Origin of the sequence: Sphingomonas sp. 1F27F7B (genome assembly GCF_005503355.1) — a bacterium.
Classification (GTDB): Bacteria; Pseudomonadota; Alphaproteobacteria; order Sphingomonadales; family Sphingomonadaceae; genus Sphingomonas.
Genome location: NZ_SCMK01000014.1, coordinates 79550 through 104953 on the forward strand (window position 1 = coordinate 79550; position 25404 = coordinate 104953).

Genomic DNA, 25404 nt, shown 5'->3' on the forward strand with positions numbered 1-25404 from the left:
TCACGCGGCTTGCAGCCGTTCTTTGCGGTATGGCACACCGTCGAGCAGTGCCTGGCCCGGTGCCTTGGGCGTGCCGTCACCGTTCACGTACATATAGAGTGTCGTCGTCGTCATCCCGAGACGGCGCGCGACATCGGCTGCGATCGCGTTGCGATCGGACATGGCGGCCATCGCCATCGCCAGCGTTGCCTTGTCCATCTTGCGGGGTCGCCCTCCCATGCGCCCCCGCGCGCGTGCCGCGGCAAGGCCGGCCTGTGTGCGCTCGGCGATCAACTCGCGCTCGAACTCTGCAAAAGCGGCGAAGATGCCAAAGGCCAGGCGGCCGTTGGCGGTGGTGGTGTCAATCTGCGCGCCGGCGCCGGTCAGCACCTTCAACCCAATACCGCGCTCACGCAGCGCCTCGGCGGTGATGACCAAATGCCTCAGGTCGCGTCCGAGGCGATCCAGTTTCCAGAGCACCAGTGTATTGCCGGGCTGCAATGCCTTGAGACAGGCAGTCAGGCCGGGACGTGCATCATGACGACCCGACGCGAGATCCTCATAAATGCGCAAGGCATCGACGCCTGCGGCGAGCAGCGCATCGCGCTGCAGTGCTAGCGTCTGCGATCCGTCAGCCTTGGACACCCTCACATATCCGATGAGCATCGCCACCCCGCCAGAAAAGATATCTGACACCCTGCAATGTGCTGGTGGTTTCCGCAACGGGTATCCCGACCACAAGGCAGGGGGGACGAGGCAAAAACAGCAATCGCCAGAAAACCGGTCGTTTTTCTGGCGGTTGGTGTGCGCTGTGAGTGCCCGGTCGCTTCACGGCTAAAGACAGTTACGATGGAGGCTTCGGGAAACTTCGGCAACAAATTAGCGTGGTGCCGGATACGATCAGCTTTGCGAAAGGGGGGGGGGGCTGACCATAGGCGTGGGTGGCGATGCGTTTGCTTACTCGTTTTTGGGACGTAGCGGTGCCGACTAGTGTCGCATCGCCGCGCACAACGAAAAGCTTTTAAACCACCGTCCCGGTGAAAGCCCCAATAAGGGCCGTCATCCCCATCGCAAGGACACCCAGTAAAACCACCCGGATTATGGCGCGCCCGATCGGGGCGCCGCCCGCCTTCGCTCCAAGCGCACCCAGCACGCCAAGCAGCACCAATGCCGTTGCTGGCACCGCATAAAGCACAGCGCTACGCGGTGCTAATGCAGCGATCACGGGTAGGATCGCGCCGGCGGCAAATGCCAAGGCCGAGGATACCGCGGCCTGCATCGGCTGCGATGCGCCGTCGTCAGCAAGGCCAAGCTCATCACGGCGATGCGCTCCCAGAGCGTCATGTGCCATCATCTGTTCGGCCAACTGAATCGCTAGCGACGGCTCGACGCCACGCCCTTCATAGATTGCGGCCAGTTCCCGCGTTTCGGTCACGGGCGAACGTTCCAACTCGGCCGATTCTCGCGCAAGGTCAGCTTTCTCGGTATCCGCCTGCGAACTGACCGAAACATATTCGCCCGCCGCCATCGCCAGTGCACCCCCGACCAATGCTGCTACCCCCGCAACAAGGACTGTGCTCGCAGTCGAGCCTGGCGCGGCTGCGACACCGACGATCAGGCTTGAAACAGAAATGATTCCGTCGTTGGCACCGAGCACCGCTGCGCGAAGCCAGCCTGTACGGTGGACGAGATGATGTTCTCCTGGCGCGTGATCGATGGCGTCGGTCGTCATTGGCTATCCTAAAGTATGTCGAACTCGGTGAGCCGCCGAGTGGGCGGGAATTGGATTGTATTTGGCTCCGGACAGCAGTGCAGGGATGATGGAGCGATGTAGCTACGCCAGGTGCGTTGCGGCACGGGCCTGACGAACAGCTGACGAAAGCGATGGCTCCCGTAATTTCAAGGCTAGACTTCGAGTCGGACGCGAAACGAAGCACCCCCGCCTGTCGCGTTTTCGACGCTGACCGTTCCACCATGCGCTTCGGTCAACCGTTGCACGATGCCAAGGCCTAGGCCCGCTCCGGTAGAGCTGCGGCGATCCTTGCGCCAGAAGCGGTCAAACACGTGCGGAAGATCGACCTCTGCAATCCCCGGCCCGTAGTCACGGACCGTCAGCTGTGGACCGGGTCCCGCGCTTACGTCGATGGGCGTGACGCCGGGCGCGTGTGACAGCGCATTGTCGATCAGGTTGCGATAGATGCGGAAGATCGCTTCCGGGTGCCCGATCGCCGCGGTGTCGCCGAAGCTCTCGAAACGTAGATCACGCTGCGCCGCGAACACCTTTGGCGCCATCGCGGCCACGACGTCCCGGCCGATGTCGGCGATATCGATGGCAACGTGGCCATCGACGGCCAGCGCGTCGGCTTGGGCGAGATCGAGCATCTGTTCGACGAGACGGGTCAGGTGCCGCGCATCGGCCTGCAGTTCGTCCCGTTGCTTGCCTGCGGGGAGCCGATCGAGCGATAGCTGCATGATCGACAACGGTGTGCGCAGCTCATGTGCGGCGTTGGCAGTGAACTCCCGCAGAGTCGCCATCGCTGCATCGAGCCGACCGAGCGCCCGATTGACGGCACTGACGAGCGTGTTGACCTCTCGCGGCTCACTCGGCTCCGAAAGGCGAAGCAGGGTGTTGTCGGGTTCCAGCGCGTCCACTTCGCGCTCGGCATGGCGAAGCGGTTGGAGCACCCGGCGGACGGCGAAGACGTTGAACAGCAACAGCAACAGCGACAACGGGATCAGCGGCAGCATCACGTGCTGAATGATCTCGTTCACGATCACCGGCACATAGGGGCGGATGCCGTCGCCCTCGAACTGCATCGCCAGCCATCGCCGCTCCTCGCCGCGATCGATCGCGCGAACGCCCGATATCCGATAGCCGCGAGGAGTCTGTTCGCGCCGCGTCCAGTCGACCAGGGTTGACGCGCCGTCGATCCCGGTTTCCCCTACCCGCCGGAGTTCGGGTGATCCCGGTTCGACATAGCGCGCGGACCAGGATTCGGCCCCCGGCGGTCCGGTTAGCAGGTCGGGCGACAGCACGCCGCCTGCCTGAGCCTTCGTCGCTTCAAGCGTCAGCAATTCCTGCGCGAGCGATTCGGGCTGGCGACTGTAGGTGAACACGACGATCCCGACGTCGAGTGCTGCGAACAGCAGCGTGAACGCCGCCAGACGCGCCGCAATCTGTCGGAACAGCGTAGGGGGGCGTCGCCTTGGCCGAACCGCGTCCATCTTATTCACCAGATACGCTCGGCGCGAACAGCGCATAGCCGACGCCGTGCACGGTGCGGACCTGCACGTCCGCGCCGGCGGCGGTCAGGCGCTTGCGCAGCCGCGATACTGCCGCTTCCAACGCATTGGGCGTTACCTCGGCGTCCATCGCATATAGCGTATTCTCGAGCGCCGGCTTGGCGACGACGTGTCCGGCGCGGCGGAGCAGAACTTCGAGCAGGTTGATTTCACGCGGCGTCGCGTCGATCGCGACGCCGCCCACCTCGGCCGACCGTGAGGCACAATCGAGCACGACGTTGCCCGCGGCGAGCTGGGTGCCGAGCGACGCCCCGGGTCGTCGCAGCAGGGCACGACACCGCGCCGCGAGCTCGGGAATCTGGAACGGCTTCACCAGATAGTCGTCGGCGCCCGCGTCGAGTCCGGTGACGCGGTCGTCGAGGCCACCTCGCGCGGTCAGGACAAGGATCGGCGTCGCATTCTTGTCCCGGCGGGAACGGCGGACGATGTCCAAGCCGTCTCCATCGGGTAAGCCAAGGTCGACCAGTAGCAGGTCATATGTCGCCACCGTCATCGCCAGCTCGGCGTCCTCGACGGTCTCGACCCAATCGACCGCGAAACCCTGCGGGATCAGGCCGTCCCGAACCAGGCTGCCGAGCCGGGAGTTGTCTTCAATCAGCAGCAGGCGCATGGTCGATGTCGGTCCCCGTTGGTGCACGTTTGTAGCCAGTGACCATCGCCAGCGGCAGGTTTTCCCGGTGCCGCACGCTCTCGACGATCGCACCGATGACATGCAGGGCTACCGCGCCGATCAGAACATTGGCGGCGGTTTCGTGCAACGTCTCGACCCAGTTCACACCCCAGAATTGGTCGAGTCCCATCATCCATCCGCTGGTCCCCACCGTCGCCAGCAGGACAAGGAGGACGACGATCATTGCGCCTCCGGCCGGGTTGTGCCCGATGTAGCGCGGCTCGCGCCGGGCAGCCATCGCGCGAAAATAGCGCAGCAACACGAACGGGCCTGGCACGAAGCTGGCGAACCGCGCGTGACGGCGGCCGATAACACCCCAGATCAGCCGGATCGCCAGCGCCGTGACGACAACGTAGCCGACATAGATATGCGGCGTCTCCTCATGCCGAAGGAACGTCAGGTTGGCGATGACACCTCCTGCCACGGTCCAGTGAAAGATGCGGACGATCGGGTCCCAGACCTTGACCCTGCCGCGGTTGCGAGCAGGGTCTCGGGAAGGAGCCGCTGGAGCGACGTGGCTCATCGTCAGTCGACGTTGTTCTGAACGACCGCGCCGTTCACCGGGTTGAAATAGACCTCGGCGCGCTTGCCGTCCTTGGTGTGGGCGTAGATTTCGTAGCAGCTGCCGGACACCTGAAAGACCTTGATGTCGCGATAGCCCATCTTGGCGACGCGGCCTTTCATTTGTGCCGGCGTCATCCATTTGGCCTGGGGCGCCTTGGTGCAGACGGGCGACGCCATCGCCATCGGCGCAGCTGCGACGACGGCGAGAAAGGCTGCGACCTTCAAGGGGGCAAATCGGATCATCGAACGAGCTCCTGTCAGAGGCGGGATAGCCTCGATGACCGGGAGATCGCAGCACCGCCTGACCGAAACCTGACGGCACAGCGCGTTTTTCCGACGGCTCGAAAATGCGGTTGCCGCGGACCTGTCAGGTCGTCGTCAGGACCGAGGTCGATAGCGGGGCAGCCGCACTTCCGGCGGCAATGGAGTATCGACCATGATGAAGTCCCTGATCGTCGCTGCCGCCGGTGCCGCGACCATTTTCGCCGTCAGCGTGACCGCCGCGCCGTCGGCGCCGACCCGCCCGCTAGCCGCCAGCACGCGGGCGAACCTCGAAGCCGCGATGCACGGGGAGGCTTATGCCAACCTGAAGTATCTGCGGTACGCCGACCAGGCGCAGGCGGCGGGAAAGCCCGAACTCGCCAAGCTCTTCCGCGCATCGGCCAACGTCGAGGCCAACGAGCACTTCGATCGCGAAGCGCAGGCGCTGCGGCTCGGCAGCAGCAACAATGTGAACCTCGAAGATGCCATGAGGGGCGAGCACTACGAGAATGTCACGATGTACGTGAATTTCGCCAAGGAGGCGGAAGCGGCCGGCGACAAGAAGGTAGCGCAGATGTTCCGCCAGATCGCGGTCGACGAAGGCACGCATTACGCGGCTTACAAGGCTGCCCTGGCAAAGCTCCCCCGTCGCTAAGCCAGCTGCAGGCGCCGGCCCGGCCATCCCCCCGGCGGGCCGGCGCATCAAATCGGGATCGTTCGATAGGTTTTTAACACACGCCCGCCGGATGGGGCCTGAAAGAGCGCTCAGTGCCCTAATCGCGCAACATCAATTCGAACGCGAGATTTTCAACAGCCACGGACGGTTTTGACACCGACTTGCTGTTTACTGGCCTATAGGCTAGGGGGGTATCCTATGTCACATTTGTCTCAAACCAATGTCGATCTGGTCGCCCGCGTTCGTCGCATCGCCGGACAAGTCGGCGCGGTCGAGCGAGCACTTCAATCGGACTCGTCGTGTTCCGACGTGCTCCATCTGGTTGCCGCCGTGCGCGGGGCGGTGAATGGCCTCATGGACGAGATTATCGCCGAACACCTCGAAGCGCATGTGTCGCGGCCCGGCCTCGATGATGCCGAGCGGGCGGCAGGTGCCGAAGAACTGCTGGCGGTGATCCGCCGCTACGCCAAATAGGACGCTTTTCATGGCGGCTTTGCCCGAAATCGACGCCTTCACGCACGACCATGTATTCCTGGGCGCGGCGCACGACGACAATGCCCGCCGGACCCTGTGGGTCGTGGCGCTTACCGCCGGGATGATGGTGGTGGAGATCATCGCCGGTTATCTGACCGGCTCGATGGCGCTGCTCGCCGATGGCTTTCACATGGCGACACACGCGGGCGCGCTCGGGGTCGCCGCGGCCGCTTACGCCTATGCCAAGCGCCATGCCTCCAGCCGGGCCTATAGCTTCGGCACGGGCAAGGTCGGCGACCTGGCCGGGTTCGCGTCGGCGATGGTGCTGGGCCTGATCGCGCTCGGGATCGGTGTCGAGTCCATCCTTCGCCTGTTTCAGCCGATCACGGTCGCATTCGGGGAAGCGACGCTCATCGCGGTGGTCGGTCTGGGCGTGAACATCGCCTGCGCCTTCCTGCTCTCGGGCGGGCACCATCACGGGCACGACCATCATCACGGGCATGACCACCATCACGGGCACGGGCATGCGCACGGCGCGCATGGCGGTGACAACAACATGCGCTCCGCCTATGTCCATGTCCTGGCCGACGCGCTCACCTCGGTTCTCGCCATCGCCGCGCTGCTGGCGGGCCGCTATCTCGGCTGGGTCTGGATGGATCCGGTGATGGGCATCGTCGGTGCGATCGTCATCGCGCGCTGGTCATGGACGCTGATGCGCGACACGGCGTCCGTGTTGCTCGATGCGACCGATCATCATGTAGAGGAGGAAGTGCGCGAGTTGGTCGAGGCGCCAGGCGACGCGCGTATCACCGATCTTCATGTCTGGCGCGTCGGTCCGGAAGCCCACGCCGCGATCGTCAGCGTCGTAGGCGGGCAGGGCGTGACCGGCGACGATATCCGCGCCCGCCTCGCACCGGTTCATGAAATCGCGCACCTGACCGTCGAGTGCCGCTAGCCCTCGAAGGCGGTCAGGATCGGGCATGGTCCCTCCGCTCCTGACCCGCATTCATGTGCGAGCCGGCGAAGCGAGGCGCGCACCCGCTCAAGCTCCTCGATCTTCGCATCCAGTTCGGCAATGCGCTCGCCCGCGAGCTGGCGCGCGCGGGCGCGATCGTCGGTCGCATCCAGCGCCAGAAGCTCACCGATCTGCTCGAGCGTGAAACCGGCTGCCTGCGCCGAGCGGATGAAGCGAAGGCGGCGGGCGTCATCGGTGCCGTAGCGCCGGATGCCGCCTCCGGCGCCAGCCCCGGTCGGCCGGTCTGGCTCGTCCAGCAAACCGCGACGCTGATAGTAGCGCACCGTTTCGACGCCGACGCCGCCCTCGCGCGCGAGCGCCGCGATCGTCATGCCGGTCATGCCTTGACTCCGTACTATGGTACGGACCCTATATAGGCGGGGCGAGGATATTGGAGAAGCGGCATGGCGAGCGCCCCCGCCAAACAGGCGACGATCTACCGGATGGTGATGCCGGAACATACCTGCCCTTTCGGGCTGAAGGCGAAGGATCTTCTGCGCCGGGAAGGCTATGCGGTCGATGACCATTGGCTGATGACGCGGGAAGAAACCGACGCTTTCAAGGCGAAGCACGGCGTCAAGACGACCCCGCAGATCTTTATCGCCGGGGAGCGGGTCGGCGGCTATGACGATCTGCGCCGCTTCTTCGGCAAGATGGTCCGCGACCCCAAGGCCGTCACCTATCGCCCGGTGATTGCCGTGTTCGCGATGACGGCGCTGATGGCGCTCGCCGCCAGCTATGCGGTACTCGGCACGCCCTTCACGGTGCGGGCGGGTGAATGGTTCATCGCGTTCTCGATGTGCGCTCTGGCGATGCTCAAGCTCCAGAACGTCGAGAGCTTCTCGAGCATGTTCCTCAACTACGATCTGCTCGCGAAGCGCTGGGTGCCCTATTCCTATGTCTATCCCTACGCGGAAGGAGCGGCGGGCGTCCTGATGGCAGCCGGCGCGTTGACCTGGCTGTCGGTGCCCGTCGCGCTCGTTATCGGTACGATCGGCGCGGTGTCGGTGTTCAAGGCCGTCTACATCGACAAGCGTGAGCTGAAATGCGCGTGCGTGGGCGGGGACAGCAACGTGCCGCTCGGCTTCATCTCGCTCACCGAAAACCTGATGATGGTCGCGATGGCGCTGTGGATGATCGCTGCGCCGCCCGTGCTGGCGATGGCGCACTGACGCGAAGGTCGGCACGCGTCGTCAATGCGGGCTGATCGCCGTAACTTCTGCCGTCATACCCTTCGCCTTGGCGGTGAATGCGACCCGCTGCCCCGACCGCAGTCCCTTGAGCAGGGTCGGGGGGGATGCCCGGAAGGTCATCGTCATTGCGGGCCAGCCGATCGTCGGGATCGGGCCGTGCTTGATGGTTACGGTTCCACCTTTCGCGTCGACGGCAGTGATCGTCCCCGATCCGCTGCCGGATTTTACAGCCGATGCAGCCGGCCTGCTGCCTTGAGCAAGAGCGCTCGCTGCGATCGGCGTGACTAGTAGCATGAATGCGGCGCGCATGGAGAAAGTGGCTTTCATCAGATCTTCCTTTCGGGGCGGGTTGAAGCTCGCCGCCGCAAGAGCAAGTAGGCGGCTGGCAGGATGAACATGGAGAGGAAAGGGGCGGTCAGCATTCCACCGATCATCGGCGCGGCGATCCGGCTCATCACCTCCGATCCGGCGCCATGCCCGATCAGCACGGGGAACAGCCCGGCGACGATGACAGCGACGGTCATCGCCTTGGGACGTACCCGCAACAGCGCGCCCTCCCTGATCGCTTCCGATACTTGCTCGCCCGACGGTGACGGCCCGCGCTCGGCCAATGCGTGTTTCAGGTAGATCAGCATGACGACGCCGAACTCCGCCGACACGCCGGCGAGCGCGATGAACCCGACACCTGTGGCGACCGATTGCGCATAGCCGAGCAGCCATAATGTCCAGATGCCGCCGGTCAGCGCGAAGGGCAGTGTGCCCATGATAAGCGCCGCCTCGTCGAGGCGACCGAAGGTAAGGTAGAGGAGAAGGAAGATGATCGCGAGTGTCGCCGGCACGACGAGCATCAACCGAGCCTCGGCACGCTGCAGATACTCGAATTGTCCGGAATAGGCGATCGAGACGCCGGGGCTGAGCCGAACATCTTTGCCAACAGCACGGCGCAGATCGGCGACCGTGGAGGCCAGGTCGCGCCCGCGCACGTCGACATAGACCCATGTCGAGAGTCGACCATTTTCCGTCTTGAGCATCGGTGGACCTTCCGCGATCGACACGGATGCGACGGTGCCGAGTGTGATCTGCTGACCCGATGCGGTGACGATTGGGAGAGTTCGCAGTCCCTCCAGACTGTCACGCAGCTCGCGGGGGTAGCGGACGCTGATCGGGTAGCGGGCAAGGCCCTCCACCGTCTGGCCGATCGTCTCGCCGCCGATCGCGCCGGACACAATCTCCTGCACATCGGCGATGTTGAGACCGTAGCGCCCCGCGGTCACCCGATCGATATCGACATCGACATAGCGGCCTCCGGTCAACCGTTCTGCCAATGCCGAGCTGACGCCCGGCACGGTCCTGGCGACACGTTCGATGCTGCCGGCGATGCGGTCCAGCTCGGAGAGGTTGGACCCCGACACTTTCACCCCGATGGGACTCTTGATGCCGGTCGCGAGCATATCGATCCGATTGCGGATCGGAGGCACCCATACGTTCGTGAGGCCGGGCACGCGCACTGTGCGGTCCAGCTCCTCCACCAGCTTTGCCGGCGTCATCCCCGCGCGCCATTGATCGCGCGGCTTGAATTGGATGGTCGTCTCGAACATCTCGAGCGGTGCCGGGTCGGTCGCGGTCTCGGCGCGCCCGGCTTTGCCGAACACGGTTTTGACCTCGGGAACGGTTTTTATCAGCCGGTCTGTGCGCTGGAGCAGGGCCGAGGCGCTCGCGGCCGAAAGGCCGGGAAGCGCGGACGGCATGTAGAGCAGATCGCCCTCATCCATCGTCGGGATGAACTCGCCACCCAATCGGGTCAGCGGCCATGCCGTCGTCGCCAGTACCAGGGCGGCGATGCCGATCGCCGCCCAAGGCCGCGCCAACACGCGGTCGAGCGCCGGGCGATAGGCACGGGTGAGCACGCGGTTGATAATGTTGTCGTTCTCGGCCGGAATGCGTCCCCGGATCAGCCATCCCATCAGGACCGGCACGAGCGTTACCGACAGGATCGCCGCTGCCGCCATCGCATAGCTCTTGGTGAAGGCGAGCGGGGCGAACAGCCGTCCCTCCTGCGCTTCGAGCGTGAACACCGGCACGAACGACAGCGTGATGATGACGAGGCTGAAGAACAGCGCCGGCCCGACCTCGGCCGCGGCCTCGGTGATGACGCGCCAGCGTTCCTCGCCCGCCAGCGCCACGCCCGGATGGTCGTGTTCCCATCGCTCGATCCGCTTGTGCGCGTTCTCGATCATCACGATCGCGGCATCGACCATCGCGCCGATCGCGATGGCGATACCGCCCAAAGACATGATGTTGGCGTTCACCCCCTGCACACGCATGACGAGCAAGGCCGCGAGCACCCCCAGAGGCAAGGTGACGATCGCGACCAGCGCAGACCGGACATGCCACAGAAACAACCCGCAGATGATCGCGACGACGACGAACTCCTCGATCAGCTTGCCCGTCAAATTCTCCACCGCGCGGTCGATCAATTGCGAGCGGTCATAGGTGGTGACGATCTCGACGCCGGGGGGAAGGCTCGCTTTCAGTTCCGCGAGCTTGGCCTTGACGGCTTCGATCGTCTGCCGTGCATTCTTGCCCTGACGCAGGATGACGACTCCGCCCGCGACCTCGCCTTCGCCGTTCAGCTCGGCGATGCCGCGGCGCATCTCGGGGCCGATCTGGATCGACGCGACGTCGCCCAAGGTAACGGGGACGCCGGCACCGGCGACCTTGAGCGGGATCGCGCGGAAATCGTCGACGGTGCGCAAGTAACCTGACGCGCGCACCATATATTCGGCTTCGCCCAGCTCGAGGACGGACCCGCCGGCCTCCTGATTGGCGCGGCGAATGGCATCGACGGCCTGAGTGTGCGTGACACCGAATGCGGCGAGCCGCGTCGGGTCGAGCAGCACCTGATATTGCTTCACCATTCCGCCGATGCTCGCCACCTCCGCAACGCCGGGCAGCGTTTTCAGTTCATAACGTAGGAACCAGTCCTGCAAGGATCGGAGCTGCGACAGGTCACGGCGGCCGGTGCGGTCCAACAGCGTGTATTCATAGACCCAGCCGACCCCCGTCGCATCAGGACCCAGCGCGGCCTGCGCGCCTTGGGGAAGCCGTCCCTGCACCTGGCTCAGATACTCCAGCACGCGTGAGCGCGCCCAATAGAGGTCGGTCCCATCCTCGAAGAGGACATAGACGTAGCTGTCGCCGAAGAACGAATAGCCGCGCACGGTTTTCGCGCCAGGCACGGACAGCATCGTCGTGGTGAGCGGATACGTCACCTGGTTCTCGACGATCTGCGGGGCTTGGCCCGGCCAGCTCGTGCGGATGATGACCTGCGTGTCGGACAGGTCGGGGAGCGCATCGACGGGGGTGGCACGCATTGCGAACACCCCGGCCATGGCGAGCGCGATGGCCGCCAGGACGACGAGGAAGCGGTTCGCGACCGACCAGCGGATGATCGCGGCAATCATCGCCCAGCCTCGCGCGTCATGCGGCGCAGCGTTGGACCATCGGCGGGTTGATCAAAGCCGAACCGCACCCGCTCACCCTTGCGATACCCACGCACCAACGCGGGATCGGCGACGCGGAACGTCATTGTCATGGCCGGCCAGCCGATCGCCGGAACGGGCTGATGGGACAGGGTGACGGAACTGCGATCGATCGCCTCGATGCTGCCGACCGTCTCGTAGATCGACGCGGTGGGTTTCACGGCCGGCTTTGTTGCGGGTGACGCTTCGACACCAATCGGACGCGCATCGAGGCCAGCGAGGCTCGCTTCGGAGTCGATCAGGAACTGGCCCGACGCGACAACCTTCTCACCCTCGGTCAGGCCGGCGACTATCTCGGTTTTGCCGCCGCCTTCTGCGCCAGTGCGAACCTCGGCGGGTCGAAAGCGTCCACCCGGCCCTGCCAACATGACGAGTGTGCGCCGGCCGGTCCGGATCACGGCCTCACTCGGAACAAGGAGTGCATCGCGGCTCCCCTGGTCGAGCGCCACGCTGGCGAACATACCGGGGCGCAACCGGCCGGCACGGTTGGGGAGCTCGACGCGGATTGTGAGCGTGCGGCTCGCTGCCTCGGCCTGGGGCAGGATCGCAGCGATGCGGCCCCTGAAGCTTTCGCCCGGGAAAGCCGCCAGCGTGGCGATGACGGGCGTGCCGATCCGCAGGTTTCCTGCGAGGGCCTCAGGGACAGCCGCGTTCAGCCACACGGTGGCGAGGCCGTTCACCTCCGCCAGTGTCTGTCCTTGCGCGACCGTCATCCCCTGTCGGACGCCGAGCGTCTTGATGACGCCCCCCACGGGCGTGCTGATCGTCGTCACACCTTGCGGTCGGCCGCGCCACTCCGCCGATGCAATCGATCCGGCGGGCATCCCGAGAAGCAACAGGCGCTCTCGTGCCGCCCGCGTGAGCCCGGCATCCCCGGTGCGGCGCACGGCGAGATACTCCGCCTGCGCGCCCGCCCATTCGGGCACAAGGATATCGGCGAGCGGGGCGCCTGCCGGCACGACATCGCCTGGCGCGCGCGCATAGACGCGCTGAACGAAGCCGCCGCTGCGTGCCTGCACGACCGCAACGTTGCGGTCATTGAACTCGATGCTGCCGGTTGCCGAGGCCGAGTTTGACAACGATCCGCGTTCGACCGTGACGATCCGCGCGCCGAGCCGCTGGAGGCTGGCCGGATCGATCGCTACGCCCGGTGCGGCGCTACCGCCTGCGCCCTCGTCGGCATAGCGGGGGATCAGTTTCATCCCCATCGACGAGAGACCCGGGCCGTCGTGCCGCTCCCCCGGGATCATCGGATCATACCAGTAGAGGATCTTCTTCTGCGGGGCTGGGGATGCCGTTTGATCGGCAGCCGAGGACGTGCCAAGTTTCGCGAGCCCGAAGCCCACGCCCCCTGCGACCAGCACCAGCGCGCTTACCGCGGTGACAAGGCGGGCGCGGGTAATGGTAGTGTCGCTCATCGATCGGCGCTCCCGAAGGTAATGGTGAGGCGGACAGAGTCTGCGGCGACGAGCGCCTCACGGTCGAGCACGGTCAGCTCGGCGTCGGCGAGCGCGGTCTTGGCTTCGATGGCATCCGCAAGACTCGCGCGACCGGCAGAGTAGCTCGCTATCTCCAGATCGGCTCGCTTCCGAGCGAGCGGAAGGAGCACGTCGCGCGCGCGCTGCCATTGGCTGTGATGCATTTGGTGGTCCGCCAGCGCGGCCTCCAGATCGGCTGCCAATGTGCGCCGGGTTTCTTCGCGCGCGGCCTCGGCCTGCGCCTGTGCGGATTTGCGGGCTTCGATGCGCGGGTTCTGACGCGATCGAGCGAACAGCGGCAGGCTCATCGAAACTCCCGCCGACACCATGTCGCCATACCGGGGGTCACGGCGTTGATAAGCTACCTCTACCCCCCAATCGGGTCGCTTCTCCGCTCGCGCCGCATCCACGTCGGCCTGGGCGCGCTGAATACCGGCCTCGGCGAGAACCATGTCGGAGTGAAGGCTGAGCGCGTCCCGCAGCCGCGCCGGAGCCAGATCGATCGCGGGCATATCGCCGGCAATCTCGGGCGCCGATACGCCGGTCCAGCGAGCCAGCATCGCGCGGGCGCGCGCAACGGCGGCCATCAACTCGTCGCGGCGGTCGTCGAGTGCCGCGATCTCCTGATCGGTCGTCAGTGTCTGACCAGGGCGGACCGAACCGGTCGTCACGGCGGCCCGCGCAGCGGAAGGGAGAGATCGAAGGAATAGCAGAACGGTGTCGAGGGCAGCTAGTCGACGCTCGGCATAAGCAAGGTCGATCCATGCCTGCCCCGCTCCCAATCGCACCTCCCGGAGCTTGGTCGCTTGCGATGCTTCTGCCGTTGCGATCACGGCGCGTGCCTGCGCTTGCGCGGCATGACGCTTGGCAAGGTTGGGTAGGTCCTGTTGGAAACCGACACGCCCCATCGTCATGTCGTCTCTGGATAGGGAGAAGGCGGGTGGCCCAGAGACAGGATAATTCTCGATTCCGATCGACACACGGGGGTCCGGAAGGCTTCCCGCCGCACGTGCATCGGCTTGGGCGGCGCTGACCCCCGCGCGACCGGCAACCGCTCCCGGGGCGTTGGCAACCGCATCGCGCAGCGCTTGGTCATAGGTAAGTGTCTGCGCGTGCGCGGCGCTCGTCGTGAGCGCGGCGACCGCGAGCATCATGGATGCGCGCATCCCTCTAGTCCCTTCATGTCATAATGATGGCCGGGCTCCAAATGGTTGATCGGAGCCCGGCACCTGTTCAGGCTCGCCAGCTTAAGTTGACTGGCCGCCCTTCATTGACATGCAGGCGTCGCGACCGCGTTCCATCATCGGGCACACGCAGGCGCTCGACTGGGGAACGTCCGTAACCCATACGCGACGTGGGGCTTGAAGCGGCGCCCGCGGGCCCGGCTGGTAATTGGAACGCCACTCCCAATGACCATTGCTTTTATTTTCAGATGTGGCCGCCGTCGCTGCCGACGCGGCGAGGCTAGCGGCAAATACCGCCAAGATGAACGTTTTCATGTCACTTTCCAATTTGATCGAGATTTAAAATCGGCAGAGCCGCAACCGGCGAACGGCTGCAGCCTGACACGGCTTGACTCGATCAAACGGTAGGCGGTTCGGGCTCGGGAGCGACGTTGAGGCCGGCAAGTGCCCGGCTGGCAGGCCAGATAACGATTTGAGATGCGATCGAGCGCTTCAGCACTCTTGCCGGCTCCTCAAACGTCATGGGAACAACGCATCCCATTTGGGCGATACACGCCAGCGTCAGTCCTTTGCATGGGTGTTCCGATGACGGATCCGGGGTCGCCATACCCGCGCAATCCATGCGGGATGGGGTGACATGGCTCATCGCCATCTTGGGTGAGAGCGATGGGCCGGCCGCATACGCAATTCCTTGGCCCAAAAGGCCAAGCAACGCTCCAACAAGAAGCAAGAGAGAAAGACGAGCTTTCAACACCCGGATACTATCCCAATTGTCAACGCCGAGGTCAATACGGGTGGTTTGCCGGGTGCCGTAGTGCCGGCATGAAGCGCCGGGGAAGATTTGCCGCTCACAAGACAACCTGTCGTTTAGGCGCCGTGGCTAGCAAAGACACGCCGGCCAGCGGCACCGAACGCAATGACGTCATAGGGCTGGGTTCTCATGCCGGGCACCTCCATGCCCGGTGAGCCCATCGGCATTCCGGCCACGGCCAAGCCGCGCACGCCTTTAGGATGCTGGGCCAGCGCGCGCTTCATGTCCGCGATCGGGACATGTCCCTCAAACGCCATGCCGTCGATGATCGCGGTATGGCAGGACGCGAGGTCAGCGGGCAGGCCGATCTTACGCTGCAGCACCTCACGGCGATCATCGTCGATGATCTGGACCTTGCGGCCGAACTGCTGACGCACCTGCGCCGCCCATTTCTCGCAACAGCCGCAACCCGGATCGCGGTGCATGGCGATGTCGGCCGCGGCCGATGCGACCGCTGGGATGGTCATTAGCAAGGCGGCGACGGCGCCACGAACACCATTCTTCATCATCAGCTCCTAAAAGGAAATCCCCGCCCTGCCGGGGGGTAGGGGGATCGACAGGGCGGGGCAGCGCTCCCTTATTGCGGGCGCTTGCCGTGCTTGCTGAGCCACGCCTGCAGCTCGGCAATATCCTTTTCCTGTTTCGTGATCGTCATCTGCGCCATGCGCTTGGTCTCGGCGTCGCGCGCGTCACGCACCGCAACGCGCGACATGGCGATGGCGCCTCGGTGATGCTCGATCATCTTGCGCGTCCACATTTCGGCCGCGTCGCCCTGCTTGGCCGCCATCATCTTCTGATGCATGTCCATCTCGGCCTGGCCGTAGGGATTGCCGGCCATCATGCCCGCCATGTCGTCGTGGTTCATGCCGGCCATCTGACCGTGGTTCATGCCCTGCATTCCGCCGCTCTGCTGCGCGAGGGCGGGCGTGGCGAGCAGCGCCAAAGCTGCGAATGTTGGTGCGAAGCGCATTATTGATCTCCCTGGGTTCTAAGACTTCTACGCGTGCGAGGCGGCTATCCCTCACCCGGGGTGCTAGAACGCGCGAGAAATTGTCAGGAAACAGGACTTTATTTCCGAGGGCTACGCTCCTGAGCCGCGTATATTATGCCTCGATCACGATGTTGCGACGCCGCGTTTTGGGCCATCGCATGTAGAGAAGCACTGCCCCCCCTAACCAAAGCGCAAGCCCACCGATCGCGAAGGCGAGCAGCCAGGGCGTGTTGAAGTTCTCGTGATTCGTCCAATCCATGATGTGAAGGCCCCAGAAGAAGTCGTAGAGCCGCCAAGTGCCGGTTCGGACAGCCGAGATCCGACCGGTGTCGGCCGCGACAAAGACGCGGGTGGAATCGAGGTCGGCGAACGCGACGCGCCAGGCGGGGAGCGTGCCGCGATATTCGGGGCTGGCGCGCTCGATCCGCTCTACCTTCGCCGCTGGTCGAGCACCGCCACGCCATGCCAAACGCGCGATCTCCTCGGCCTCACGAGCCGTTGGTGCTGGCAGCGCTTGGCCCGTCGCGGCGTCGAACAGGCGCGTTCCCTTGGCTGTCGCGACCTCGGCGACCGGGCGGCCAAGCCACATGCGATAGGTGATGGCCTCGATGGGCGCATCTGCTGCGCCTACGATCGCCGATGGTGGGGCGAACGTGCTGCCGCGGGGAAGGGGCGCCGCGGCTTTGCGGTCAACGAGGTGATCGCCATGCACCCGATCGATCGGCAGGAAGCTCATCAGGGCGCCGCTTGCGAACCATAGCAGGAGCTGCGCGCCGATGATGATCGCGAGCCATTTGTGCGTGCGGCTCGCGAGTAGATGCAGCCTCAGTTTCGCGCTTTTCAGAACCACTCCTCCCTCAACCTCGTCGCCGGGGTCACTTCATACCCGGCATGTCCTTCATCATCTCGTCGTGATCGGCCGGGGCGCTCGCGACCAGTGCCTTATACTGTTCGGGCGTCATGCCGGGGAGCTTGCGGACGAACGCGACCATATTCCAAATTAGGGGGTCGGGATGCGTCTTGCCCCATGCCGGCATGGCGCTGAGCTTCACCCCGTGCTTGATGATCCAGAATTGCTGGGCGGGGGTGAGATCTTGAGCGCGCGCGAGTTCCGGCGCCTGTGGATAGAGGCCCTGGCTCATCTCGGATTTCTCGACGCCGGGGCCGAGATGGCAACCGGAACACATTTCTCCGTAAAGGCCCGCGCCGACTGACACGCGCTGCGCCGATGCCAGATCTGCCGGGGGTGTTATGCCGCGCGCGCGTGCCTCAATCGACCGATCGCGCAGGCGTTCGAGCATTGAATAGACCGCCGGCGTGTGCGGTTCGTCGGCCGCGATGTTATACACGCCAAGGTAGATAAACGCGGCTGCGCCCAGCGCCAGGACGATCGCCAGGGCGCCTACGAACGGCAGGCTCGGGAAGTGCTGCCTTATCGAGCGCCTGCCGTCTTGAGCCATCTGTTCCTCCATCGATCAGAACCAGACACGAACGCCGGCGACGATGCTCTTGGACGTTGCGCGATCCCCATCGGCGCGCGCGTAGCGGGCGGTGTCGCCGAAGCGGCGATCCCATGACACGCCGACATAGGGGGCGAACTCGCGCCGGATCTCATAACGCAGCCGCAATCCAAGCTCGGCGTTGGATAGGCCCGATCCGATCCGGTTTTCCGGCACGTCCTGCGCAGCGAAATTGAGCTCGGCGCGCGGTTGCAGGATCAGCCGCTGGGTGATGCGCTGGTCGTAATAGCCCTCAAGCCGCCCTAGCAGGTCGCCCTTGTTGGACAGGAATACCGCGCCCTCTAGCTCGAAGAAGCCCGGTGCCAGCCCCTCCAGCCCGACGGTCGCATAGGTGCGTTTCGGGGACGGCCCCAAATCCTGGCGGACACCCGCTTGTAGATTGAAATAAGGGCCAATGGTCCGGCTATAGAGCGCCTGCACCTCGGCGCTCTCGATGCCCTCGCGGAAGGCTCCCTCGCCCTCAGACTTGATGAAGAGGCGGTTGATGTCACCCCCGAACCACGCCTCGCCATCCCAGCGATAGCCGTCACGACCGTTGCGGAATTGATACTCAGCGAGGTTCAATAGCACCTGGCTGAAGTTTTGACCGCCGTGATGCTGCTGAAGGTGATGGCGACCCATCGCCATCGCGTCCGCGCCGTAAACGCTGTCGGCCGCATGGTCGGTCGGCAGGGGCGGGGCGGGGGCGTTTCCTGCGGGAAGCGCGGTGCCAGTCTGCTGCACCCCATCGGCCGCCATGCCTGGCATTCCGGCCATTCCCGACATGCCCTGCATGTCGTGGCCGCTGTGCTGGTCGGCTGGCATGGTCATCCCCGGCATCGCCGAATGGTCCATGCCCTGCATCGGCTGCTGGGAGCCCTGAGGGACCGTTTGGCCGTTTCCGGGCATCTGCATCCCCGGCATGGCTTCCATGCCCTGCTGTGAGCCCTGCGGAGCCGCATGGTCCATGCCGGGCATAGACGAGTGATCCATGCCCGGCATGGTCCCGTGATCCATACCATTCATGCCGGCCGTTGGCGCGGCGCGGCGTTTCGTCGTCGAAGCTGATGGTCGCCTCGCAGGAGCTGACCTAGTCTTGGCCGGCTTGCCTTTGGCCGTGGGCTTCACCACCGGCTTCTTTTTCGCAGGCATCGGCATGGTCATGCCCGGCATTGCCGAATGATCCATGCCCTGCATCGACTGAGCGGCGACAGGACCGGCGATGCCGAGCATGGTGGTGGCGGCGAGCGCCGCGGTCAGCCGGTTCATGCCGCCTCTCCCGCGAACGGGCGAACGGTGACGACGCGCATCATGCCTGCGGTCATGTGGTAGAGATTGTGACAGTGGAACGCCCAATCGCCGGGTGCATCGGCGGTCAGATCAAAGGTCATCTTGCCTCCAGGCGGCACGTTGACGGTGTGCTTGCGCGGCGCATGATTGCCGTGCCCCGTCACCAGCTCGAAGAAATGGCCGTGGAGATGGATGGGGTGCGGCATCATCGTATCGTTGACCAACGTCACCCGCGCCCGCTCGCCTTTGCGGAACGGGATGGGGTCGGCGGGATCGCTCAGCTTCTGCCCGTCGAAGCCCCACATGTAGCGCTCCATGTTACCGGTCAGATGGATCTCGAACTGACGCGACGGCGCGCGCACGTCGGGGTTGGGCGCGAGCGAAACGAGGTCGCGATAGGTGAGGACGCGGTGATCCAGGCCCCCCAGACCCTGGGGCGGTTCACCGCTACGGTCCTTCGGCATCGGGGAGATGGTCTGCACGCCCGGCCCCATCTTCACGCCCGGCGCATTCTTCGGGTCGCGCATGTTCATGTTCATGCCGCCACCCGACCCGTGGTCCATCCCGGCCATGCCGCCAGCCTGGCCCGATCCGCCCGACATGGCACTATGGTCCATGCCGGCCATGCCAGCACCGCCCGCTGCCATTTGGCTATGGTCCATCCCGGGCATTACAGCGCCGCCCATCTGGCTGTGGTCCATGCCCGACATGCCGGACATGCCCGCCATCGCTGCGCCTGCCGCGACCGTCCCGTGATCGGTCGGCCCCTTCCAGCCCGTCAGCTTCCAAAGATTGCGCGAGGCGTTCTGCATCAAGGTGGGGTCCGGCCCGCGCGTGGCGACCGGGCTCTCGTCCTTCATGCCGGACATGCCCTGCATCCCGCCCATGCTCCCCATGTCCATGCCCATATCGGTCATGGTCAGCAGCGTGCGCGGACGAAGCGGCGGGACCGGGGCGACCATCCCCTCACGCGGGGCGAGCGTCGCCCGGCCCATGCCGGAGCGATCGATAGCCTCGGAGACGAAGCTGTAGGCCCGGTCCTCGGGCGTCACGATCACGTCGAACGTCTCGGCAACGCCGATCTGGAACTCGTCGATCTTCACCGGACGGACATTCTGCCCATCGGCCTGCACGACGGTCATCGGCAGGTCGGGGATGCGGACGTTGAAGTTGGTCTGCGCCGCGGCGTTGATGATCCGCAAGCGGACCCGCTCGCCCGGCTTGAACAGCCCCGTCCAGTTGTCATACGGCCCGTAGCCGTTGACCAGGAAGGTATAGGTCGAGCCGGTGACGTCGGCGATGTCGGCGGGGTCCATTCGCATCTTTCCCCACTCGATCCGGTCCTTGAGCGGCATTTCCCGACCCGCGAGCAAGCCCGCGAGGGTCGGCCGCTGATAGTTGAAATAGGCGCCGCCCATCTGCTTCAGCTTCCGGAAAATCTGCTCGCCGGTCATCTGGCTGTGGTCGGACAGCACGATCACATGCTCGCGGTCGAACGCGATCGGATCGGCACCGGCCGGGTCGATCACGATCGGCCCGTAAAGTCCGCCCTGCTCCTGCTCGCCGGAATGGCTGTGATACCAGTAGGTGCCCGACTGGATGATCGGGAACTCGTAGATGAAGGTCGAGCGCGCCTTGATGCCGGGGAAGCTGATGCCGGGCACGCCGTCCATCGCGAACGGCACGAGCAGCCCATGCCAGTGGATCGAACTGTCCTCGTCGAGATTGTTGGTGACGGAGAGGCGGACCTTTTGCCCCTCCTTCAAGCGAATGAGAGGGGCCGGCACCGTGCCGTTGACGCCGATTGCGGGCGTCGACTTGCCGTCGACGGGAAGTCTGAAACTGTCGATCGTCAGCGCGATGTCAGTGCCCGAGACGGTCGGCAGCGGTTTGACGATCCCGCCCGAGACAGGCTGCGCCCACGCGGGCATATAGGCGGTCAGCGCCATGCCACCGCCAGCAAGGGCGGCGCCGCGAAGCATCTGGCGGCGATCGATAGTGCGGCTCATACGGTCCTCAAGGCTCTCGAACGGGAGTGTCCCTCTAGCCTTGATACGCAGCTCAGGGCGCTATCCCTCAGCGCCCGCCCAATCGCTCCAGCAACTTCGATCGCGCGCGATAGAGGCGGGTTTCTACCGCCTTTTCGCTGATCGACAACACTGCCGCGGTTTCAGCCTGGCTCAACCCCTCGATCGTGCGCAGCACCAAGGATTCCTTCAATGCGGTCGGCAAGCCCGCAATGGCGCGCGTCACGCGGTCGAGTTCCTGTCGGTCGCCCGTCGCGTCGTCGATCGCCACCTGGTCGTCTGCAATGGCTTCGGCTTCCGCGCCGATCGGTGCGGCGAACGCCAGAAAGCGCCGCACGGTGCGCTTGCGCCCCCAATCGCGGCACTTGTTGATCGCGATCGTCGATAGCCACGCGCGCATCGATCGATCGCCGTCGTAGCGGGGCAGGGCCTGATGCGCCGCGACGAAGGTCTCCTGCAGAAGGTCCAGCGCCTCGTCGGCCTCGCCGACGCACGCGCGCACCATGCGGAAGATTGACTGCCGATGGCGGCGCATGATCTCGGCGAAGGCGGCTTCGCGCCCGGCGATGCTGAGGGTCGCCAGCTCGCCGTCCGTAAGCGTGGTCCAGTCGAGGCTCACGCGCCGAACCTCAACGTGCGTCGTCGGTGAGCGCCTTCACCACGGCCTGATCGAACTGGCCGGTCTGATTGGGCCGCAAGAGCTGGCGCATGGCGAAGATGTGCGCCAGCGTCGCTTTCTGGAGCTCGCCCATGACGGCGTGGCTCTGGTCGACCGCTGCGGCGACGCGCGGCCCGTTGCCATGCTCGGCCTCGATCGCTTCAGCGAGCCGGGCATTGTTCGCCCGCAATTCCAGCTCGAATGCGCGCCGCTGCACGGCGAAACGCTGCTCCAGCACTTCAAGTCGCGCTTCCTGGTTGGCGTCCAGCGCCAGCTTATGATGCAGCACGTCGTGCAGCTCCGAGCCGGGCTGGGCACGTGGCGGAAGTAGCGCCCGCCCCACGAACACACCGATGATCGCGGCGATGAAGCACGCGACAATGCCAAGCAGAAGGCGGATGCGGCCGCTCATTGCACGCCGACGAGCAGCGTGGAGGGCGCGAGCGGCGACACCGGCCCCAAGGGCGATAGCGAAGCCGCGCTGGCTTCCTTCGCGGGCACACCGGCACCGAAGATGCCCATGACGAGCGCCGCAGCGATCGTCATTGCCCCAACGCCTAAGCCGGCGCGCGCCGCTGGACGTGCGGCGACCCGCGCCAGCACGCGATCTTCCATGCCATCAAGGCTCGCGGGCACGGGTGCTTGCGCCAGCCTCATCAATACTGCGTCGAGGTCCATGTCGTTCACTCCACCCCTCTAGCATGGATTACGCAAGCGACGCGCCCATCCCTCAAATCCATCCGTGAGGGGTGGTCGATCGGGGCGCGTAATGAAGGACAGGAACCCTCCTGTCGAAAGGCCCCCTATGCGCCGCCTATCCGTTCTGACTGCTGCTGCCGCTCTCGTCATGTTCGCCGGAACGGCGAACGCCCATCCTAAGCTGGTGTCGGCATCGCCGGCCGCCAATGCGACGGTCGCGAAGCCCGCTCGTATCGAACTTCATTTCAGCGAGAAGCTGATGCCAGCCTTCTCCAAGGCCGATCTCACGATGGCAGCGATGCCCGGCATGGCAGCCATGAAGATGGCCAGCGCCTCCGCGCTCTCGTCCGATGGCCGGACCCTCGTCATCACCCCGAAATCGCCGCTCCCATCGGGTCGGTATAGCGTCGCGTGGAATGTCGTCTCGACCGACACCCACAAGGTCGCAGGAACCTACGTCTTCGCGGTGAAGTGAGGCGATGGGGGACTGGTCGCTTATCGGCGTCCGCTTCGCGCTCTACGTGACGCTGGCTGCGCTGTTCGGCCTTGCCGCATTCAGCCTTTATGGGCTGCGGGCGCGCGAGCGCGGCGACGCGCTCGCGCTGCGTCCCTGGTTCATCGCCAGCGCTGGCCTGAGCCTGTTGTTTTCAGGCGCCTGGGTCGTGCTGATGGCCTCCTCAATGGCCGGAACGCCGGCCTGGCCGATCGACCGTGAAGCAGTCGGCGCGCTGCTCACCGGCTCTGCGATCGGAGCAGCATGGAAGCTGCGCATGGTCATGGTGGCCCTCGCGGCGCTGGCAGCGCTGGTCGCGGGCGGGCGCGGCATCTGGCTGAGCATCGTCGCGCTCTGCTCGGCCGTGGCACTCGCAACGCTGGCGTGGACCGGACACGGCGCGATGGACGAAGCCGTGATGGGCTGGGTCCACCTCATCGTCGACATTCTCCATCTGATCGCCTCGGGCGCTTGGGTTGGCGCACTACTGGGGCTGCTCCTGCTCGTCTCCCGACCCGCGGCGCGCGTAGACGCGGCGCATCTGGGGCTGACGCACCGCGCGCTGCACGGGTTCGGCGCGATCGGGACGGTTGTGGTCGGCACGATCCTCGTCACCGGCCTGGTCAACGGCTGGATGCTGGTCGGGATCGGCAACCTCGCCACGCTTCCTGCGACGCTCTATGGTCAGCTCCTGATCGCAAAGCTGGCGCTGTTCGTCGCCATGCTAGGGCTCGCCTCGCTCAACCGCTTCCGGCTCACGCCGGCATTCGAGCGGTCGATCGCAGCGGACGATCACAAGGGCGCCCTCGGCGCGCTGCGGACAAGTCTGGCGATCGAAACCGCCTGTGTCATCGCGGTTCTCGGGCTGATCGCCTGGCTCGGGACGCTCGCGCCGCCTGCATCGGCGATGTGATGCGCGGCCGGGGAGCCCTCGCGGTCCCCGGCCGTTCACGGGGCCGCGCCTGATGGATCAGTCGATCCTGCTCGACGAGACGGGGAGGATGCTGGCCGTGGCCGGCCTGATCTGCGTGGTGCTGCTCGTGCCGATGATGATCGTCGGGCTGATAATCAGCATCATCCAGGCGGCGACGTCGATTAGCGAACAGACGCTGAGCTTCGTGCCTAAGCTGATCGCGCTAGGCGTATGTTTGGTGATTTTCGGGAGCGCAGCGACCGAGCTCCTGACCAAGTTCACGGCCGAGCTGTTCGCTGTGATCGCGAGCATGGGCCGTTGATATGCAGATAGCTGCGCGGGCGGGCGACCGCCCGCGCAAGCCCCGCTATGCCGCCATCCGATCGCAGGAATCGGCGCACTTCCGGCACGCTGCCACGCAATCCTCCATGCCGCCCAGGGCCTCGCAGCTCGCTGCGCAAGCCCGGCAGATCTCGGCACACTCGCGGCAGATATGCTGATGGTGGGCGGACTTGCGCGCCATGAAGTCGATCGCAACCGCGCAAATTTGCGCGCAGTCGGCCATGATCTTCATATGCTCGGGCGCGGCGTGCTGGCCGCCCATTTCGAGGCAATGGTTCATCGCCATGTGAAGACAGGTCACATGGCATTCGTGGCAGGCGTCCATGCACGCCTTCATGCCGGGGTCGATCTGGTGCATCGCATTATCTCCGTATGAGCCCCCGCCTGTTCCTAGATACGCGCGCCGCGCGATCACCCCTTGCCGCGATCTCCGTCGTTCGCGGCAAGTTACATGGCCCACCGACCGAACAGCGTCGCAACGATGATGCCCGCGCCAAGCATGATGAGCGTCAACACTGTCATCGCGGCGATCTGAGGTCCGGTCACGCGCGCGCCGGCCGCCATGCCGCTCATCCCTGCCATTGCGTCGTGTCCCATGTCCGGCATCGGCGTGGCCGATTGCCGGTCCGCGCCGACTTCGTGTCCGCCATGCCCCAGCGCGCGCACCGTGCCCATGCCGTGCTTCAAGCGCACGCCAACCAGCCAAAGGTTGATCGGATAGGCGACTGCGAACCCGACGAGTGTCGCCAGCGACATGACGCCCCAAAAGCGGAGCGAGCTGGCGTGCATCGCGGCCATGTCGCGGCTCATCAACACCACCATCGTCGGGATCATGCCGGCCATGACGGCATTCATCGACAGCCATTCGGGGATGAACGACATGCGAAGCGCCCCCCAATAGGAACCGCCCGCCATGTCGCGCATGAAAAGCGCCTGGAAAATCAGCAGTCCGAACGCGAAGCCGAACACATATTCCGCGATCACGTCCTGCCACATCGGCAGGCCGAGCGCCGTGGTGATCGCGGCTGCGGCGATGACGCCGGTTGCATCGCCCGCCATGCAATGGATGGCCGAGCCGAACGCCTGCTTCCAGAGCGGTCGAACGAAATCCTCGTGCCGCTCGTTCGCCGGCTCCTGGCAGGACAGGACATAGGCCGCGGCCATGATCGGGCCACCATAGAGCGTGACCAACAGCCACCCCCATTTCATCACGCGCAGCTCGGGGTTGCGGGTGAAGGCATCCCACGCGACGTAAGCGACCGAAAGGGCGGTCAGCACGAACCACCCGATCAGCACGGCGTCGAGCCAGGGGGCCGGGGATGGCATCGTCACGGCAGCACTC

General features: G+C 65.2%; 29 protein-coding genes. 7 read left to right on the top strand and 22 right to left on the bottom strand.

Features of this window, described 5'->3' with window-relative positions:
• From FFS08_RS14160 to FFS08_RS14185, 6 genes are all read right to left on the bottom strand, one after another.
• Positions 1 to 645 carry a recombinase family protein gene (locus FFS08_RS14160; protein WP_066489937.1) on the bottom strand — a complete coding sequence of 215 codons (645 nt, stop codon included), beginning with the start codon at positions 643 to 645 and terminating at the stop codon, positions 1 to 3.
• Positions 646 to 1000: 355 nt separating this feature from the next.
• On the bottom strand, positions 1001 to 1711 hold the full coding sequence (locus FFS08_RS14165) for a VIT1/CCC1 transporter family protein (protein WP_066489936.1): 711 nt from the start codon (positions 1709 to 1711) through the stop codon (positions 1001 to 1003).
• Between the two features lie 173 nt (positions 1712 to 1884).
• On the bottom strand, positions 1885 to 3204 hold the full coding sequence (locus FFS08_RS14170; RefSeq protein ID WP_231738904.1) for a sensor histidine kinase: 1320 nt from the start codon (positions 3202 to 3204) through the stop codon (positions 1885 to 1887).
• 1 nt (position 3205) lies between these two features.
• Positions 3206 to 3892 (bottom strand): response regulator, encoded by a 687-nt coding sequence (locus FFS08_RS14175; protein ID WP_064311306.1) that lies wholly within the window; start codon positions 3890 to 3892, stop codon positions 3206 to 3208.
• Positions 3873 to 4475: a cytochrome b/b6 domain-containing protein gene (locus FFS08_RS14180; protein ID WP_066489955.1), complete on the bottom strand. Its 603-nt coding sequence runs from the start codon at positions 4473 to 4475 to the stop codon at positions 3873 to 3875. The genes FFS08_RS14175 and FFS08_RS14180 overlap by 20 nt, the downstream gene beginning before the upstream one ends.
• A 2-nt stretch (positions 4476 to 4477) precedes the next feature.
• Positions 4478 to 4759, bottom strand: coding sequence for a PepSY domain-containing protein (locus FFS08_RS14185; protein ID WP_064311305.1), 282 nt, complete (start codon positions 4757 to 4759; stop codon positions 4478 to 4480).
• 193 nt (positions 4760 to 4952) lie between these two features.
• Between FFS08_RS14185 and FFS08_RS14190 the strand changes: the two genes are divergently transcribed.
• The 3 genes from FFS08_RS14190 to dmeF all read left to right on the top strand — a co-directional run bounded on the left by FFS08_RS14190 (position 4953) and on the right by dmeF (position 6882).
• Entirely contained in the window at positions 4953 to 5432 is a 480-nt protein-coding gene (locus FFS08_RS14190; RefSeq protein WP_064311304.1) for an acyl-ACP desaturase, read from the top strand.
• A gap of 219 nt (positions 5433 to 5651) precedes the next feature.
• On the top strand, positions 5652 to 5927 hold the full coding sequence (locus FFS08_RS14195; protein ID WP_081609170.1) for a metal/formaldehyde-sensitive transcriptional repressor: 276 nt from the start codon (positions 5652 to 5654) through the stop codon (positions 5925 to 5927).
• Positions 5928 to 5937: 10 nt separating this feature from the next.
• Positions 5938 to 6882, top strand: a complete 945-nt coding sequence (gene dmeF / locus FFS08_RS14200) for a CDF family Co(II)/Ni(II) efflux transporter DmeF (protein ID WP_017980771.1) — start codon at positions 5938 to 5940, stop codon at positions 6880 to 6882.
• On the opposite strand, the gene FFS08_RS14205 is transcribed toward dmeF, so the two are convergent.
• The gene (locus tag FFS08_RS14205) at positions 6879 to 7283 is read right to left on the bottom strand and encodes a MerR family transcriptional regulator (protein ID WP_017980772.1); all 405 of its coding nucleotides are present in this window, start codon (positions 7281 to 7283) and stop codon (positions 6879 to 6881) included. The genes dmeF and FFS08_RS14205 overlap by 4 nt on opposite strands.
• A 63-nt stretch (positions 7284 to 7346) precedes the next feature.
• On the opposite strand from FFS08_RS14205, the gene FFS08_RS14210 reads away from it, so the two are divergent.
• Complete coding sequence (locus FFS08_RS14210; protein ID WP_017980773.1) at positions 7347 to 8114, top strand: glutaredoxin family protein; 768 nt, start codon at positions 7347 to 7349, stop codon at positions 8112 to 8114.
• Between the two features lie 21 nt (positions 8115 to 8135).
• Here the strand turns inward: FFS08_RS14210 and FFS08_RS14215 are convergent, their stop codons facing one another.
• The 13 genes from FFS08_RS14215 to FFS08_RS14275 all read right to left on the bottom strand — a co-directional run bounded on the left by FFS08_RS14215 (position 8136) and on the right by FFS08_RS14275 (position 22293).
• On the bottom strand, positions 8136 to 8462 hold the full coding sequence (locus tag FFS08_RS14215; RefSeq protein ID WP_017980774.1) for a copper-binding protein: 327 nt from the start codon (positions 8460 to 8462) through the stop codon (positions 8136 to 8138).
• Positions 8462 to 11599 (bottom strand): efflux RND transporter permease subunit, encoded by a 3138-nt coding sequence (locus FFS08_RS14220; RefSeq protein ID WP_018251208.1) that lies wholly within the window; start codon positions 11597 to 11599, stop codon positions 8462 to 8464. Before FFS08_RS14220 ends, FFS08_RS14215 begins: the two co-directional genes overlap by 1 nt.
• Positions 11596 to 13095 (bottom strand): efflux RND transporter periplasmic adaptor subunit, encoded by a 1500-nt coding sequence (locus FFS08_RS14225; RefSeq protein WP_061780583.1) that lies wholly within the window; start codon positions 13093 to 13095, stop codon positions 11596 to 11598. The genes FFS08_RS14220 and FFS08_RS14225 overlap by 4 nt, the downstream gene beginning before the upstream one ends.
• A complete protein-coding gene (locus tag FFS08_RS14230) occupies positions 13092 to 14309 on the bottom strand; it encodes a TolC family protein (protein ID WP_018251210.1) in 1218 nt (405 codons plus the stop codon). The genes FFS08_RS14225 and FFS08_RS14230 overlap by 4 nt, the downstream gene beginning before the upstream one ends.
• Before the next feature lie 897 nt (positions 14310 to 15206).
• Positions 15207 to 15659 carry a DUF411 domain-containing protein gene (locus FFS08_RS14235; RefSeq protein ID WP_017980778.1) on the bottom strand — a complete coding sequence of 151 codons (453 nt, stop codon included), beginning with the start codon at positions 15657 to 15659 and terminating at the stop codon, positions 15207 to 15209.
• 68 nt (positions 15660 to 15727) lie between these two features.
• Positions 15728 to 16120: a DUF305 domain-containing protein gene (locus FFS08_RS14240; RefSeq protein WP_042469554.1), complete on the bottom strand. Its 393-nt coding sequence runs from the start codon at positions 16118 to 16120 to the stop codon at positions 15728 to 15730.
• A 133-nt stretch (positions 16121 to 16253) separates the two neighbouring features.
• Positions 16254 to 16991 (bottom strand): PepSY domain-containing protein, encoded by a 738-nt coding sequence (locus FFS08_RS14245; RefSeq protein WP_017980780.1) that lies wholly within the window; start codon positions 16989 to 16991, stop codon positions 16254 to 16256.
• Between the two features lie 25 nt (positions 16992 to 17016).
• A complete protein-coding gene (locus tag FFS08_RS14250; RefSeq protein WP_024310687.1) occupies positions 17017 to 17601 on the bottom strand; it encodes a c-type cytochrome in 585 nt (194 codons plus the stop codon).
• A gap of 15 nt (positions 17602 to 17616) precedes the next feature.
• Positions 17617 to 18909: a copper resistance protein B gene (locus tag FFS08_RS14255; protein WP_024310688.1), complete on the bottom strand. Its 1293-nt coding sequence runs from the start codon at positions 18907 to 18909 to the stop codon at positions 17617 to 17619.
• Entirely contained in the window at positions 18906 to 20939 is a 2034-nt protein-coding gene (locus FFS08_RS14260; protein ID WP_017980784.1) for a copper resistance system multicopper oxidase, read from the bottom strand. The genes FFS08_RS14255 and FFS08_RS14260 overlap by 4 nt, the downstream gene beginning before the upstream one ends.
• Before the next feature lie 67 nt (positions 20940 to 21006).
• A complete protein-coding gene (locus tag FFS08_RS14265; protein WP_017980785.1) occupies positions 21007 to 21576 on the bottom strand; it encodes an RNA polymerase sigma factor in 570 nt (189 codons plus the stop codon).
• Between the two features lie 10 nt (positions 21577 to 21586).
• A complete protein-coding gene (locus FFS08_RS14270; protein ID WP_017980786.1) occupies positions 21587 to 22027 on the bottom strand; it encodes a periplasmic heavy metal sensor in 441 nt (146 codons plus the stop codon).
• Positions 22024 to 22293 carry a hypothetical protein gene (locus tag FFS08_RS14275; RefSeq protein WP_020486670.1) on the bottom strand — a complete coding sequence of 90 codons (270 nt, stop codon included), beginning with the start codon at positions 22291 to 22293 and terminating at the stop codon, positions 22024 to 22026. Before FFS08_RS14275 ends, FFS08_RS14270 begins: the two co-directional genes overlap by 4 nt.
• A gap of 127 nt (positions 22294 to 22420) precedes the next feature.
• Here FFS08_RS14275 and copC point away from each other — a divergent pair, with 127 nt between their 5' ends.
• The 3 genes from copC to FFS08_RS14290 are packed head-to-tail and all read left to right on the top strand — an operon-like array spanning position 22421 to position 24042.
• Entirely contained in the window at positions 22421 to 22789 is a 369-nt protein-coding gene (gene copC, locus FFS08_RS14280; RefSeq protein WP_020486671.1) for a copper homeostasis periplasmic binding protein CopC, read from the top strand.
• Between the two features lie 4 nt (positions 22790 to 22793).
• A complete protein-coding gene (gene copD, locus FFS08_RS14285; protein WP_017980789.1) occupies positions 22794 to 23720 on the top strand; it encodes a copper homeostasis membrane protein CopD in 927 nt (308 codons plus the stop codon).
• Positions 23721 to 23772: 52 nt separating this feature from the next.
• Positions 23773 to 24042 (top strand): flagellar biosynthetic protein FliQ, encoded by a 270-nt coding sequence (locus FFS08_RS14290; RefSeq protein WP_017980790.1) that lies wholly within the window; start codon positions 23773 to 23775, stop codon positions 24040 to 24042.
• A gap of 45 nt (positions 24043 to 24087) precedes the next feature.
• On the opposite strand, the gene FFS08_RS14295 is transcribed toward FFS08_RS14290, so the two are convergent.
• Positions 24088 to 24420, bottom strand: coding sequence for a four-helix bundle copper-binding protein (locus tag FFS08_RS14295; RefSeq protein WP_017980791.1), 333 nt, complete (start codon positions 24418 to 24420; stop codon positions 24088 to 24090).
• Between the two features lie 89 nt (positions 24421 to 24509).
• A complete protein-coding gene (locus tag FFS08_RS14300; protein WP_017980792.1) occupies positions 24510 to 25388 on the bottom strand; it encodes a DUF4396 domain-containing protein in 879 nt (292 codons plus the stop codon).
• Positions 25389 to 25404 lie beyond the last annotated feature (16 nt).